At 36.5% G+C, this 15,750-nt stretch carries 11 protein-coding genes and 1 riboswitch; of the genes, 2 read left to right on the forward strand and 9 right to left on the reverse strand.

Annotated features, from left to right (window positions below; genetic code table 11):
- Positions 1-118: 118 nt before the first annotated feature.
- Entirely contained in the window at positions 119-1,477 is a 1,359-nt protein-coding gene (locus tag ABH968_RS14295; protein ID WP_370044917.1) for a hypothetical protein, read from the reverse strand.
- Positions 1,478-2,099: 622 nt separating this feature from the next.
- Here ABH968_RS14295 and ABH968_RS14300 point away from each other — a divergent pair.
- Positions 2,100-3,494: an alanine/glycine:cation symporter family protein gene (locus tag ABH968_RS14300; protein WP_370044919.1), complete on the forward strand. Its 1,395-nt coding sequence runs from the start codon at positions 2,100-2,102 to the stop codon at positions 3,492-3,494.
- A 759-nt stretch (positions 3,495-4,253) separates the two neighbouring features.
- On the opposite strand, the gene ABH968_RS14305 is transcribed toward ABH968_RS14300, so the two are convergent.
- Both ABH968_RS14305 and ABH968_RS14310 read right to left on the reverse strand, forming a co-directional pair.
- Positions 4,254-6,215 (reverse strand): methyl-accepting chemotaxis protein, encoded by a 1,962-nt coding sequence (locus tag ABH968_RS14305; RefSeq protein WP_370044921.1) that lies wholly within the window; start codon positions 6,213-6,215, stop codon positions 4,254-4,256.
- Between the two features lie 275 nt (positions 6,216-6,490).
- Positions 6,491-8,170, reverse strand: coding sequence for a methyl-accepting chemotaxis protein (locus ABH968_RS14310; RefSeq protein WP_370044923.1), 1,680 nt, complete (start codon positions 8,168-8,170; stop codon positions 6,491-6,493).
- A gap of 591 nt (positions 8,171-8,761) precedes the next feature.
- Between ABH968_RS14310 and ABH968_RS14315 the strand changes: the two genes are divergently transcribed.
- Positions 8,762-9,316, forward strand: a complete 555-nt coding sequence (locus tag ABH968_RS14315; protein ID WP_370044925.1) for a delta-aminolevulinic acid dehydratase — start codon at positions 8,762-8,764, stop codon at positions 9,314-9,316.
- Positions 9,317-9,386: 70 nt separating this feature from the next.
- Here ABH968_RS14315 and ABH968_RS14320 read toward each other — a convergent pair whose 3' ends face one another.
- The 6 genes from ABH968_RS14320 to ABH968_RS14345 form a co-directional block, all read right to left on the reverse strand.
- Complete coding sequence (locus ABH968_RS14320) at positions 9,387-10,184, reverse strand: ABC transporter ATP-binding protein (protein ID WP_370044927.1); 798 nt, start codon at positions 10,182-10,184, stop codon at positions 9,387-9,389.
- Positions 10,185-10,196: 12 nt separating this feature from the next.
- Entirely contained in the window at positions 10,197-10,973 is a 777-nt protein-coding gene (locus ABH968_RS14325) for an ABC transporter ATP-binding protein (protein WP_370044928.1), read from the reverse strand.
- Positions 10,974-10,984: 11 nt separating this feature from the next.
- A complete protein-coding gene (locus ABH968_RS14330; protein WP_370044930.1) occupies positions 10,985-11,794 on the reverse strand; it encodes an ABC transporter permease in 810 nt (269 codons plus the stop codon).
- A 1-nt stretch (position 11,795) separates the two neighbouring features.
- On the reverse strand, positions 11,796-12,776 hold the full coding sequence (nikB, locus tag ABH968_RS14335) for a nickel ABC transporter permease (RefSeq protein WP_370044932.1): 981 nt from the start codon (positions 12,774-12,776) through the stop codon (positions 11,796-11,798).
- 48 nt (positions 12,777-12,824) lie between these two features.
- Positions 12,825-14,435, reverse strand: coding sequence for a nickel ABC transporter substrate-binding protein (nikA, locus tag ABH968_RS14340; protein WP_370044934.1), 1,611 nt, complete (start codon positions 14,433-14,435; stop codon positions 12,825-12,827).
- 381 nt (positions 14,436-14,816) lie between these two features.
- A riboswitch (cobalamin riboswitch) is annotated at positions 14,817-15,015 on the reverse strand.
- A 141-nt stretch (positions 15,016-15,156) separates the two neighbouring features.
- Positions 15,157-15,693 (reverse strand): DUF1572 family protein, encoded by a 537-nt coding sequence (locus ABH968_RS14345; RefSeq protein ID WP_370044935.1) that lies wholly within the window; start codon positions 15,691-15,693, stop codon positions 15,157-15,159.
- Between the last annotated feature and the right edge of the window lie 57 nt (positions 15,694-15,750).

Raw genomic sequence — 15,750 nt, forward strand, 5'->3', positions numbered from 1 at the left:
TGTACAACATCTTTGATTTATCTTCTGTTCCATAAGACTTTCTTATTTACACAACCGATGTTGTGTTGGCAATAAGTTTTAACGAAGGCAGGTAGCTCTACCTACGGAGGAATACCCCTCACTTGATTTGTTTGATACCTATGCTAAGAGGGAATGTTTTCTTTACTTGTTTCAAGTCTTCTATATGTTGATTGTGTAACTCTAAAAAGGTAGTAAACGTTTTATTGCATAAGTCTTGATTAGTTTGTTGTAAATTTGCATCACTATTCATCAGTAAAAATGCGCTATATAAATCTCGTTGTACGAGATGACTTCCAATTTGACTCCAACGTTGATGGAGTTTTTTCTTTTCATAACTATCCGTCACATGGTTATACTGACTGGCTCTAAAGGTGATCGTATTTACTTTCTGTATCGTTTGCTTTGTGTAACCTAATTTTTGATGGATGATTTCCACTAGCATGGCAGGGGCATGATTCCCAATGCTTTTTCCAAAACGCTTTTTGGATTGGATTTTGCCCTGTATATTTGTTTTGGTTTCTTTTGTACGTTTTGCCAATCCTTTGAAATGCATGGTTTCGATGTACACCTCATCGCCAAGAGACAAGATTTTATTTGCTAACGCACCATGTTTTTCTTTGATGTAGGAAGCTTTCTTTCTATATAATTCTTTTACTTGTATTTTTGTTTTTTGATAGTTTTTACTATATGTCCAACGGAGTTTGACGTCATGTTTTATCGTACCATCCTTTTTGAAATTGTTAGGATTGGTACTTCTACGACTTCTATCCAACTTGCGTAATAAACGTCTTTTTTGTTTCTCCAATAAAGGTACTTCTGGAGCAAGTTGTTGGATGAAAACTGTTTCTTCTGAAACAATCGCAATGGTAGAAGGACCAATGTCGATACCTACTCGTTTTTGTTTTTGATAGGAATGCCGAAAGGCTCCTGTTGATGGAATTCTCTTTGCAGGAGGAATCCCATCCATCACAAGTTGTACGTAAAAAGTATGTTTTCCACGAATCACTTTTTTGACTAGACGACAATATTTAATGGCATGAAGAGCAAGGGATTCTTTTACAAACAAATCTTGTTTGCGAATACGAACAGGAAGGGTTAATCCATTCCAAAAGACAATAGTCTCTTTAAATCGAATTCCTGCTTTATTAGATTTCCCTTCTACAGAATGAAACATTCCGTAACGTTTAAAGTGTGCTTTGCTCCCTTTAAATAGAACATCTTGAACCGCTTTCCAGACAGTAGAGGCGATTTTCTGAGAAGTATTGCTATCTATATGTTTTTTATAGTTATGTTGATGCTTTTTAATATACGCATGCAATTGATATTCACTTAACCCAAAAGATTGGCGAATGATATCTAATTCTTTTGCAGTCTGCTTCAACTCTTTTGAATCATTAGATTTTTTCGCTTTTTGGTAGCAACGTAATTGTTTTCGATAGTGTTTTGATTCTTGCATTAAAGTATATTGTTTTACTGCATAAGACAAAGTTGTATTATAGAGTACGGGCAATTTCAAAACGTTTTAATAGAATATCCTTTTGCCATGTATCTATAAGTAACTTGAGTTCTATAACAAAATAATCTTTCTTCCCTTTCGTCATTACCCGTCACTCCTTTCTTTTTTTGATTATTCACAATATACAACATAAACATATGTTCTATAAAGAAAAAAGCACTTCATTCCTGCCATCTCTGAAGAATTGGGCTTCCTGAAGCTCACTTCTGTGATAATTTCTGCAAATATGATAATCAACATAACCATCACTAAAAAGTGCCAATACAAAAGAAAGTAAAATACCACACCTAACCTCCTTTTCATAACACCATGCATTTTTCTTTCGTATCATTATATTATTTTTACCTGGTAAAATTCCGACACAAAACCCATCACCCATATTTATAATCAATTGCTAACGTATAAATAGGCATCAGATATCCACATCCTAAACAGTACCTTGGACTAGCTGTATCAAATATTGCAACACATTAAAATTAATATAATTCATTATTTTCAAAAAGTTGATATATAACAAAAAAAAAGTGTAGACTAAATCGTATTGAGATTGGAGGTATGTAAAATGGAATGGATATCGAATATTGTAAATGATGCTAATAGTATTTTATGGACATATTTCATTATCACATTGTTAATAGTTGCAGGATTGTATTTTTCCTTTGGCACAAAGTTTGTGCAAATTCGACTTTTTCCTGAGATGTTTCGTTTAATAGTGGAAAAAAGAGAGGGAGATTCAGGTGTTTCCCCGTTCCAAGCCTTTACGATTAGCGCAGCCTCACGAGTAGGTACCGGAAATATTACAGGCGTTGCATTAGCAATCGGAGTAGGTGGACCTGGAGCGATATTTTGGATGTGGATTATCGCCATATTGGGAATGTCGACTGCTTTTATTGAAAGTACGCTTGCACAGGTGTACAAGGTAAAGGATGGCGATGCGTTTCGTGGTGGACCAGCTTATTATATGGAAAAAGCGTTAGGTCAACGAAAATTAGGGATTATTTTTAGTATTCTTTTAACGTTAAGCTTTGGCTTTATTTTTAATGCTGTACAATCGAATACGATTGCAACTTCTGTAGGTGAGGCATTTCATATCGAGCCTTATATCATTGGTATTATGTTAGTTGTGTTAACAGCCATGATTATTTTTGGTGGCATACATAGAATTGTAAAAGTTACGCAAGTACTTGTACCCGTAATGGCGATTTTCTATTTAGCTGTAGCCTTTTATGTCGTTGTGACGAATCTTTCTGAAATACCTGCCGTTTTCAAGCTGATCTTCACAGAAGCGTTTGGTCTTCGAGAAGCTGCTGGTGGAGCGATTGGAATTGCTGTTATGCAAGGTGTACGACGTGGCTTATTTTCCAATGAAGCTGGGATAGGTAGTGTCCCAAATGCCGCAGCTACAGCTAATACTTCACACCCCGCAAAGCAAGGATTGGTGCAAAGCTTAGGTGTATTTTTTGATACAATTATGATTTGTTCTGCAACAGCGTTTATCATTATTTTAGCGGGTCTTTATAATACTGGTGAAAGTGATGGAATTATTCTTACACAAAATTCATTAGCAGTACATGTAGGTGGATGGGCTCCTTACTTTATCGCTATTTCTATTATTTTCTTTGCCTTTAGTTCCATCGTTGGTAATTACTATTACGGTGAATCTAATATTGAGTTTATGAATGCTCATAAAGGCTGGATGATTGGTTACCGTATTTTAGTTCTAGCTATGGTGATGTTTGGTTCGATTGCACAAGTACAGCTTGTTTGGAACTTAGCAGATCTGTTCATGGGACTAATGGCTATAATCAATATTACGATCATCATATTACTTGGTAAAATTGCCTTCCTTGTTTTAGACGACTTTACAAGGCAAAAGAAAACCGGCAAAAATCCTGTATTTTATGCAAAATCAATCCCAACATTGAAAAATACTGATTGCTGGGAAGAGGATCGATAATTATTCAAAAACGCCATTCCTCAAACGGAATGGCGTTTTATAATTGTTGAAAAACAAAATGAACAAGTAAATCTCTGCGAATGTTTTTGCGAAGGTGATTTCCGTTCCAGGCTACTCGCTTTCCTGTGGGCGATCGAGTAGCCGCTTCCTCCGCTTACGCTTCGTGCAGGGGCTCGCCTGTCTTGCTTTTCCACGGGAGTCAAGTAGCCTTCCACTCCAATCAGCGATGCATAAAACTTTATTAATTTTATACATTTCAAAAGTGAACGCTATGTCTACTTACTATAATCGAATAGAATAAACTTTTAATAGTTGTACATCTGTTGTTACTGTCATTACGTTTTCGTATATTAATGCATTTGTTGCTGCTGCTTTGCTTTCGTACTAAAACACATCTTGCTAAAGTTTCGTTTAATTACTATAAATTAGAGTGACATGCCAGAAGATACACGAGTGGTTGATTGGAGTGGAGGCTGGGCGACTCCTTGGGGATTAGCGTCACAGATGAGACCCTGGAGCGAGCAACTATAGGAACGAAGGCTAAGTGCATCACATCCTGTGATAACGCCTTCGTGACCAACATCGTGTTGGCCCAAGCGGCTCATCGGACGCCCCCAGGAAAGCGCCCAGCCGGAACGGAAATCAACCTTTCGTTTTGCCGAAGGGCCATACTTTATTTAATATGACACCTTAAGTTTTTCAACAACATTAAACGCCACTCCTCAAACGGAATGGCGTTTTTTGTTATGCCTGATTCTATTAATATTTAAATTGACTAATTAGCTGTTTTAGCTCGTCTGCCATATGCGCAAGAGCTTGTGCAGAAGCATTAATTTCTTCCATCGAAGCTAATTGTTCCTCTGTAGACGCAGCAACATCCTCTGAAGCAGCTGCATTTCCTTTTGCAGAGAATGCCAAATCTTCCGTAACAGCTGTCACCTCTTGTACACTTGCTGACATTTGTTCAGAGGCTGAAGATACCTCTTCCATTTTAGGAGTAATTTTATCCATGCTTGTCTTAATCACTTGGAATTTCGTGATGGCTTCATCTGATACATGTAGTCCATTTTGAACATCCTCTGTAACTTTTGCCATGATGTTTACAGATTGTTCTGTTTCTAACTGAATGCCATGGATTAGCTCGAAAATTTGTTGTGCAGACTCCTGTGATTGCTCCGCCAGCTTTCTTACTTCATCAGCAACAACTGCAAAGCCTTTTCCATGCTCTCCTGCTCTTGCTGCCTCAATCGCTGCATTAAGAGCAAGTAAGTTAGTTTGATCTGCAATACTTGTAATCACATCTAAAATGGACGTAATTTGCTGTGAGCGTTCATGTAGTGTTTGAATTTTCGTGTTTGAATCGGTCACCGATATATGAATAGATTGCATTTGATCTTTTGTATTTTGGACTGCCTTTCCACCTTCGTCTGCTTGTAGCGTAGCATGTTGTGAAAGATCTGTCACAGTAGAAGAGATTTCCGCGATATGAAGAATAGCCTTCGAAAGCTCCTGTAACGATTCTGCATTCTTATTGGCACTCGTCGTTTGCGAGTCTGCGCTCGAAGCAACATCTTGAATCGAAATGGCCACCTTTTCTGTTGCTGTGCTCGTTTGAGTGGCATTGGCTGTTAGCTCTTCTGCCGACGATGCTACCTCTTCAGCATTTTGTTCAATTTTTTGAATAAGAGTCCTTAAACTGTCTTGCATATCGTTAAAGGCTTGTCCTAGCTGTCCAATCTCGTCATGAGAAGTGATTGTCACTTTCTCTGTTAAATCACCTTTACTAATGGTTACTGCACTATCCTTTAGTAATCTAATCGGTTTTATAATTGCCTTCATGACAAAAAAGAATACAATCGAACTGATTACAATCGCAGCAATTAGTACGAGAAACGTTTTTTTCAAAATGGATGATGCTGATTGGTCAATTTCCTTTGCAAAAATTGTTCCTGTGATTTTCCAGTTTGTCAGTTCATTCGTTGTAAAGAACATAATACGGTTATCACCGTCAAAGACATAATCATACGTGCCAGATTTGCTGTCATACATTTGATCGAGGAAGCTCTCGTTTAATTCCTTACCTGCTTCTAATGTAGGATGTGAAATGACCAAATTATTGTCACCAAAAATAGAAGGATATCCATTTTTTCCGATACTAATAGAGTCCGAGACTTTTTGAATGTCTGTCAATTTTATATCAATTGCCACTACCCCAGATTGATCCTTTACCTGACGAGCAATTGTAACGACCATATCTCCAGTCCCTGCATCAATGTAAGGATTTGTAATTAAAGTTTCGCCCTTTAATTCATTGGCCTTTTTATACCAATCCCTATCCAAAGGATTATAATCCGCACTATTTATATTTGGTTCTTGAATAAATGCCCCCTCATTCGTTCCAACATAAATACTTAAAACGTCTGGACTCAGCTTCATATATTGTTGAAAATTTTTAAGTATTGCGGATTCCTTCTGATCGTACTGAGAAAACGTTATTTCGTTGCTAAAAATAGTGATCTCGTTTATTTTTTCGCTAATGGTTTTATCAATTAACGTATTTAAAATTTTTACACTTTCATCTGCACTAAAAAGTATTTCTTCTTTTATCGAATTTTTTGCTGAAAGATACGATAAGCTTCCTACAGAAATAACTGGGATTAATAAGATAAGAGCAAATAATGTGTAGAGCTTACCCTTTAAGCTTCCAAATAATCGTTTCATGCAACAGCTCTCCTTTTGTCTTTACTAGTTCTTAAAATGTGTTTTGTCCAATTTTGTGGTTTCTTTTTAGACTCAAAGAATGCCCCCAAGCACACAACCTCCCCTTCTGATTATATTTTCTTCTTATGTTTTTATCGGACGAAATACTTAAATTCAAACACCTTTTTTCATTTTTTTGATTTTCTCGACATAAATCGAGCTCTCAGCGCCACTATCCACTAAACATAGAACCCCTATGAATCATTCTTTATGTATGATTCATAGGGGTTCTTGTGTCAGTATTTAAATGTTTGAATGGATTCTTGTAAGTCAATCGCCATTTTTGCCAAATGTGTAGAGGCTGCCGCTACTTCTTCCATCGCTGCATTTTGTTCCTCAGAGGATGCTGCAACACTTTGAACATTGCTACTCGATTTCATGGATACTTCGCTAATGTAGTCGATTTCTTTTACAAGTTTCTCAATATCTTGATGGATCGTTCGAATAGCCGCTGTAACTGATTCGGTTTGCGCTTGCACATCATTAATGGCATCGTCAATTTGTATGAAATTATCTCTTGCCACATTTACTTTTTCACGACCAACCATTACTGAATCATTACTACTGATCATGTCTTCCTCGATAATTCTTGTATCTTCAGTAATTTGCAAAACAACCTTTTCAATATCTACTGCTGCTAAATTCGATTCATCTGCTAGCTTTCGTACCTCTTCTGCCACTACGGCAAACCCCTTGCCATGCTCGCCGCTTCGTGCTGCTTCTATAGAGGCGTTAATAGCCAATAGATTTGTTTGGGTAGCAATATTTTTAATAACATTGACTGCTGAGGCGATTGCTGCTGTATTTTCATCTAAGTCTTTAACACGTGTACTTAGTTCTGCTGTATTATCCGCAATTTCATTCATCTGTTCAATAACATTACGAACTGAGGAACGTCCTATGCTAGCCATATTTTTAGTTTCTACAGTTGCATCGTTCACATGATCAATACTCGTTGATATGTCATTCATTTTTTTCAAAATGTGTGAGGATAAGTTTCGTACATCACCTGTCAATGTATCCTGTTCTTCAATACCATGTGCAATATCTTGGATCGATTCTGAGACAACTTCTGTTGCCTGTGTCACTTCCATACTACTCGCTGTGAGCTGCTCGGATGTTGCTGCTACCTGTTCAGATGAATTACCAACTTGCTTCATCGTATGTCTAAGTTTTTCCGCCATTGAATTAAAGGAAGCTGCCAACTGGGCAAACTCATCTTTTGTTTTAAATTGCAGGTGCGTTTGTAGATTGCCAGTTGAGAATTTGTCCATTTCTATTACTGTTTGTTGAATATTTTTTGCTACTCTTCGACCAAAAACTGTCGCAATTATAATGCTTATAAGTAAGGAGACCATTGCTAGTACAGCAATCTCTTTGCCACTTTTGTCGCCTTTTTGCTTAGTAGCCTCTATACGAGCCTGCATTTCGTCCTGCTGAGCGGTTGCCATCGTTTTCCCAAACTCAACAAGCTTTAGAGAACCTTTCCCTAAAACCGGTAATGCCAACTGCTGGGCTTGCTGTTTTTCACCACTTTGAAAAAGCGGTACAATTTGTTCATCTAAAGGCTCTTCCCATGCCTCTAACTGCTTTAAAAACTGTTCAAAGTCCGTATTTTTATGTTCGAGTTCTTCAATACGCTGAATAGATTTATGTAAAGTTTCTCGTATTTCAAGATGGTTGTTAAGCATATCTTCTTTACCATATAACATATACCCTCGAATGGCAGCATTTGCACGAACCGTTTGAAAGGAAATATCATTATACAAGTTCATTAATTCCGTATTTTTTTCGATTTCCGCAAGTGTGTGTTTATTGTCATTTAAATAATACATGGCAATACTAGTAATTAGTAATAGAAATACTAAAACTATACCAAAAGCAAATTGCAGTTTTCGTTCTACCGTTGATTTCATACGACTCCCTCAATTCCACTATTAACATTAATCCTTTAGAGTATAGCCTAATCACATCTTTTATCCCATAAGAAGTGCGTCTTTTATCATAAATCAACACTAAAATTTTACAAAATTAAAACACATCTCCAAATGTCTTGACTTCTGTAAATTCTATATGGCGTTTTAGTAGTTAACGGGGCTTTTTTGGCACATCACTAGATTAGAGATGCCATTTTTTATACGTATCATCTCCACAAAGAGGGGTTGATTTCCGTTCCGACTGGGCGCTTTCCTGGGGGCGTACGATGAGCCGCTTGGGCCAACACGATGTTGGTCACGAAGGCGTTATCACAGGATGTGATGCACTTAGCCTTCGTTCCTATAGTTGCTCGCTCCAGGGTCTCATCTGTGACGCTAATCCCCAAGGAGTCGCCCAGCCTCCACTCCAATCAACATATATATATACGGGAATCCAATATTTTTGAAAATGTCCAGGTTTTTAGAAAAGTTTTAAAAAACAGTTTGGAAGCTTGTATCATTTCATTGGCTTTACTTCTAAATTCAGATACACTATTAACATAAAATTAAAATAAAGGAGAATAGTAGAAAATGAGTAAACCAGATTTATACGTTAGTTTAGTAGTAGGCTCTGAATGTGATATCGAATCGCTTGCAATACGCTCTGTACTTGAGTCATTTGGTGCACGAGTGACTCTTCATTTAATTGGAAGACCAAATGATTTAATTGATGTTTTGTCAGGGGAAGATTTAGACGATCGAATAGATTATTTAATTTTAAACTTCCATGGGGATGAAGGACGTTTTTGCATGCCAGAGCTAGGTGAGGATATTTATGAGTTAAATGAACCAAGGGGTGAATTTTTCGGTCCACAAGAGATCTTAAATTACTGTACATTAAAAGATGTGAAGGTTATTGCCTCTGGCTGTACTTTAGGTGAAAAGCAGCTAGCTACTGCATTTTTAAAAAGCGGTTGCCACTCCTATTTGGCCCCGGATGATTACATAGATGGGAATGCCAATTTAATGTTTCTCATAAGATTTATGTATGAAATCATTGCAAATGAGCGCACACAGCAAGAAGCCTTTGAAATCGCAAAATCTATTGACGATGAGACTTCGATGTATCAGCTTTATTTTGCATAGTAAAACTGCAAAAAATCGTAGCTATAATTATTTGCTACGATTTTTTATCTTGTTGAATCTTCCCTTACGGCTAGCAAGTTTTTTGTCTGTCCCGGGGATGCAAAGGCAGAATAGCGTTGTATAGTTCAAGTGAAGCAGTATGTTTAAATGGATCGTCCTTGTTTATTTCCTCGACAAGCCGACCTTTATGCATTACTAGTATTCTATCTGATATAAAGCGTGTTACATGTAAATCATGAGAAATAAAAATATAAGATAACTTCAGTTGCTTTTGTAGCGATTGAAGTAGTTGCAATATATTTTTCTGTAAGACCATATCTAGGCTACTGATAGCTTCATCCAACACAATTAGTTTTGGGTTTATAGCAATTGCTCTGGCAATATTTACGCGTTGCTGTTGACCTCCACTTAGCTGTGAAGGATATTTATTGGCAATATTGCTTTCTAATTCGACACAGTTGAGTAGCTCCTCGACCTTACGTTGCCTTTCGGTTTTGGAAAAATTTTCGAAATTAAAAAATGGTTCTTCTATTATTTCTGAAATAGTTTGTTTTGGATTAAAGGAGTTAAAACTATTTTGAAAAACAGCTTGTAAATCTCTTCGAACTCCCTTTTTTTCTTTAGAACTAGCCTGATTTAAATTCACATTATTAAATCGCACAATCCCACTCGTTGGATTCTCTATGCCTAAAACTATCCGACCTAATGTACTTTTTCCTGATCCACTTTGACCGACTATTCCTAAACATTCGCCTTCTTGAAGTGAAAATGTGACCTCTTGTAATGCTGGTATTTCTAGTTCTTTTTGTATAAATGACTGCCTCTGATTATAGTACTTCTCAACATTTACCACTTCTAGTAGAGCCATCTTCTACCACCTCTAAAAAGTAATTCTCGATTGTAAAAGTTTTTTTGTATACCAATGCTGTGGCGCGTCAAAAAAATCAAAGACATTCGCCTGCTCAATGAGTTCTCCCTTATACATAACAGCAACTTCATCAGCAAGTTCAGCAATAACGCCAAGATCATGTGTAACAATAATAATAGCTGCATCGGTGTCATTTCGAATTTGATTGAACAATGTTAATATTTTCTTTTGATTGACTGTATCAAGAGCCGTTGTAGGTTCATCGGCAATATATAATGTAGGTTGCATCGCAAAAGAAAGAGCAATCATGACACGTTGCAGCATCCCTCCACTTAATTGGAAAGGATAATATTGCAAAAGCTTTTCCGGATTAGGTAAATTTACTTTATCCATTGCCGAAATAGCGATCTGTCTTACTTCTTTTTTATTCATGACGTAATGTGCTTTTAATGTTTCCCGAAAATGCATTTCTATTGTTTGATTACTATCAAACGCTACCAATGGATTTTGTGTAATCATCGATAAATGCTTTCCTCGATAATCTCTCAATTTTTCTTTTGTTACAGATGTTAAATCAATATTTTGATATAAAATTTGGCCCGTCGATTTTGCCATCGCCGGGAGAGATTGCATAATTGCTTGACATAGCATTGACTTACCACTACCACTTTCACCGATAATCCCTAAAACACGCCCTTTATAAGCGATTAAATTAATAGAAGATAAAATTTCCTTCTCATCTATTTGCACAGTTAAATCTTTGACTTGTAATAAGATTTTTCTTTCCATAGCTATCCCTTTCAATGCTCAACTTGCTTGTTATGACTAGACAAAATATTAAATAATAGGACTACGATGATTATTGCCGCACCTGGATAAAGCATAAGCTCAGGATGTTGTCGAATATACTGTTTACCTTCACTTATCATCATTCCCCACTCAGGAGTAGGAGCTTGAACACCTAAGCCAATAAATGAAAAGCCAGCAATTTCTAAAATTACTTTTCCTAAATCTAAAGAAATAATCGTCAGCATCGGCGCCATTATATTTGGCACGAAATGGCGTAGGATTAACTTAACCCCTGAAGTTCCACTAATTTTGGCAGCTTTTATAAACTCTTTTTCATTAACGCTTATAAATAAGCCTCTTAAAATTCTTGAATAATAAATAGTTTGAGTAAAAATAAGCGCCAATAATACATTTCTTAAGCTTGGGCCCAAAATACCTAGCAGTCCAAATGCAAGAACAAGCGTTGGGAAAGCTAATAAAATATCACAGATACGAATAAATAAATAATCAATGATCCCTCTCTTAAAAGCAACCATTGCCCCTATGCATATAGCAAAAAAACTTGCTATTAATTGAATGAATATAGCTGATCCTAAAGAATAGCGAATACCCAACAGTATACGTGAAAGTATACATCGCCCTAAATGATCTGTGCCAAAAGGATATGCCCATGATGGAGCTAAAAACTTTTTAGACACATCCACCAAAAAAGGATCATTCGGCATGATCAATGGAGCAAAAAGCCCCAACAGCCCAATGAATGTGAGTGAAGCTATACTAATCAATTGTTTACCGTTTAAACTTTTGTGCAATTTAATCACTCTACTCTCTCCCCCTCACCATCATTAAATGAGGATCAAGAACTCGATGTAATATATCTGTACATAAATTAGCAAAAACATAAATAATAGCGATTATTAGAACATAACATTGCACAACTGGATAATCCCTATTAATAATTGATTCTATTAAGTAGCGACCTAAACCTGGCCAGCTAAATACCTGCTCTACAATAACAGCCCCACCCAATAAATTTCCAAGTGTCATACCAAGCATCGTCGTTAGCGGAATAGCAGCATTTTTGAAGACATGTCGACTGAGAATAACAGATTTTTTTAACCCCCGTAAATGTGCATACTGAACATAATATTTTTGTAATTCTTCTATGACGCTTGTACGAATTGACTGAACAAACAATCCAATAGTGGGTAATGCCAAAGATACTGCTGGTAAAATTATATGTAAAATAGTCCCTTTACCATTTGTCGGGAAAATGCCTAGCTTCAAACTAAATAAGTATAGAAGAAAAAAACCTAACCAAAAAGTTGGGATGGATACACTAATAATGGATAATAAGCCTATAATCTTATCAAATACTGAATTTTTATAAAGAGCACTTATAATACCTAGAGGAATACTAAAGACAATAATACATACAAATGCAGCTAGGGCTAATTCAAAAGTTGCCGGTAGTTTTTCTACTATTTCTTGTGCAACGGGTAATTTACTCACAAACGATGTACCAAAATCGAAGTGCAACACGCCTCTTAGCCATATAAAATATTGAATCAACAAAGGTTGATCAGTGCCTAATTCTGATCGTAGCGCCTGTATTGCTTCTGCCGTCGGTGCAACTCCTGACAATCTAAGTATTACCTCCGCTGGCTCTACTGGAACAAAACGAATAAATAAAAAGGTCATGATTGAAACCCCTAGTAAAACAAATGGTAATGTAATAACTCGTTTTAGACAAAAAAGCCAAGTTGATTCGTACATTTCTTTCATCACTTCCCAAGTCTTCATAGTGCAAAAAGAGAGGAGTCATGGTAGACCCACTCTCTTTACATGCTCTTACTTTAAATCCATTTGAGCATAAGGGATATCATATTCGGATGCACGAGGGTTAAAATCTTTCATATTTTTATGGTATATAACGTTATTCGTTTCATATGAAATTGGATAGAATAATGCTTGGTCATGGAACATTGTTAAAATATCTTTATACAATTGCACACGTTCCGCTTCATCAGTACCAATTAATAATTGATGTATTTTGTCATCAATTTGTGCTGCATTATCTAGGCCCAATTTCGCTTCATAAACGCCATTTGCATTCGGCGTTGCTGATTCGTTTGCGAAGCTGTGTGGGTCTGTTGGCGGACCGTTTGTACGCCAGAAATTAATATCTACTTGATTATCCATCAATTTTTGGAGCCCTACCATAACATCAGCGCCTTCAAGGTTTAATTGGACGCCTATTTTTGCTAATTCCCCTTGCATTAATTCTGCCATGGGTTTTTGGATAGCATCCGTTGCAATATAGATTAAATCTAATTTAAGAGGTTGCCCATTTTTGGAACGGATTTTATCACCTTTTTGTAATGTCCAACCTGCTTCATCTAATAACTGCTTGGCTTTTTCTGGATTGAATAGGATTGGTTTTAAATCAATGTTGGCATATGGAATAGCATCCCAAAACAGTGTATTAGCAACTTTTTCTGTACCATGGGTAATACTCTCAACCATTTGTTCTTTATTAATAGCGTATTGAATAGCCTGACGTACTTTTAATTCTGCTAATGGTCCAGATTGTGTGTTAAACAGTAATGCACGTGTAGATAAAGGTTCAGATGTAGCAGTTTTGTATTTACCACTATCTTTTAAGAAAGTGTAGTTATCTAAGCTAATGATGCCACGACCATAAATTAAGTCTAATTCTTCATTTTCAAATGCCAGCGACATAGATTCTGAATCAGGAATAATTTTCACTTTTACTTTGTCTACCAATGGCTTTTCACCCCAATAATGTTCGTTGCGGCTAAAAATTGCATATTGATCTTTTTTGTATTCCGTTAATACCCATGGACCTGTTCCAATCGGAGCTTTAATACCTTTATTTGTTGCATCTCCCTCAGGGAATCCGTTATCCCCTAAGAAGCGAAATGGTCGAACAAACGCCAATTCGTTTAATACGGGGTAGTAGGGTGCATCTAACTGTAAACGAATTGTATAATCATCTTCTTTCACAACATCTACAATATGATTCACCATCCCCATCCAGGAGTGTGTATCACGATCTGCTAAAACTGCATTAAAATTACGAATAACATTATCTGCATTAAAGGCTGTCCCATCAGAGTATTTTACATCTTGTCTAAGATGAAATATGTAAGCTTTTTTATCGTCAGAGATTTCCCATCTCTCTGCTAATTTCGGGGATATTGTCCCGTCATCGTTATACTCTACCAATGATTCATACACCATTGCTTGCGCAGTCATTTGGTTTGGTAAATAAGTATGCGGATTTAAAGGCCCTATATCTAGCGGCCAGCCAATTGTTATCATTTTTCCTTCGTTATCTTTTGTTGTACTTCCATTACCTTCATTCGAGCTTGAACACCCTGCTAAAATGGTTAACATCAGTAATAGAATGAAAGGCAATAAATTCTTTTTGAATAACATTAATTTTGCTCCTGTCTATTTATTGGTGCTAGAAAGATTGAATTATTATACTTCTAATTTAAAACTCATAGCATTCGGGGAACGCCGCTAAAAGTGTGAATTGCGCCGCTAACCAAGCAAAGAATGCCGCTAAAACCCGAAATTCCGCCGCTAACCAAACAATTTGTCTTGCTAATTTCGTATAACAAAAACTACGAGGTTTCAAAGTTGTTTTTGTATTAAATACATAAAACTATGCTCTCTCTTTATTCGCACCTCACTTTGATGTAAACTACTAAGTTTAGAAAAAGGCATAAAAAAATCCTTATTCAAATATGAATAAGGATAGAAAAACTCATCATTAAAAGCCTTCCATCCATCTCCCTATCTTTCGTAGCTCTACAATGAATCTTATTACAAGCAGGCATTCTGGCTTATGAATCTTCATTTTGCTTCACCTTCCCAAGTACTTACTTAGTGGTATTTTTTGAAACAAAACTCCTCATTTACAGCTGCGGGACAGCATGGGATTTACACCCATTTTCCTTTTAATTGAGTGAAAAATTATTTTTCACCTAAAACTTGTAATGGTAATTATTAAATTTAGTAATAAACATAACACGCTTCAAAGACACACGTCAATTTTATTTTCTGAATATAATAAAGTTTCGAGATTTTTAAATGCTTTTTTATGTACACTCCATCAAAAAAGCCATCTCACACTAGTGAGACGGCCCCATTTCTATTGTTGATGTTTTTTTACCATAGACTCTGTAAAAGCCTGAGATTGTCCCTTTGGAATACTTAATGTTTGCCACTCAGTGCCCTTTAGTTGCTTAGCGATGTAAACGATTTGACCGACATGTTGTGAGTAGTGAGACATCTGTCTTTCGATAGCATCTATCACGGAATGCTGTTCTCCTCTTATCGTTACAAACCCTTGTAAATCAGCTTCCGTTAATCCTTGTAAAGCATCTAAAAATACTTGCCAGCCCTTTTCCCATACAGTCATAACCTCTTCTTTTGACTGAAGGCTATCGGTAAATTCATCATCACGATTTCTAGTTACTTTCTCACCATCTGTCGTTAGAAAGTCAATCCATCTCGATATCATATTACCACTAACGTGTTTTACGATAACGGCAATGCTATTGGATTCTGCGTTAAAAGCCCATTGTAGTTGTTCATGATCCAATTGTGAGAGTGTTTTATCGCCTTGTTCTTTCAAACTTTTAAATCTTTTTTGAACTACATTTAAATAAGTCTGCCCAATACTCATTCATGAACGCCCCCATCATTCGATTATTTTATTTCAATTTCCCCTGGCGTAATTGGC

The sequence above is a fragment of the Lysinibacillus sp. RC79 genome, assembly GCF_041262405.1.
Taxonomy (GTDB): domain Bacteria; phylum Bacillota; class Bacilli; order Bacillales_A; family Planococcaceae; genus Lysinibacillus.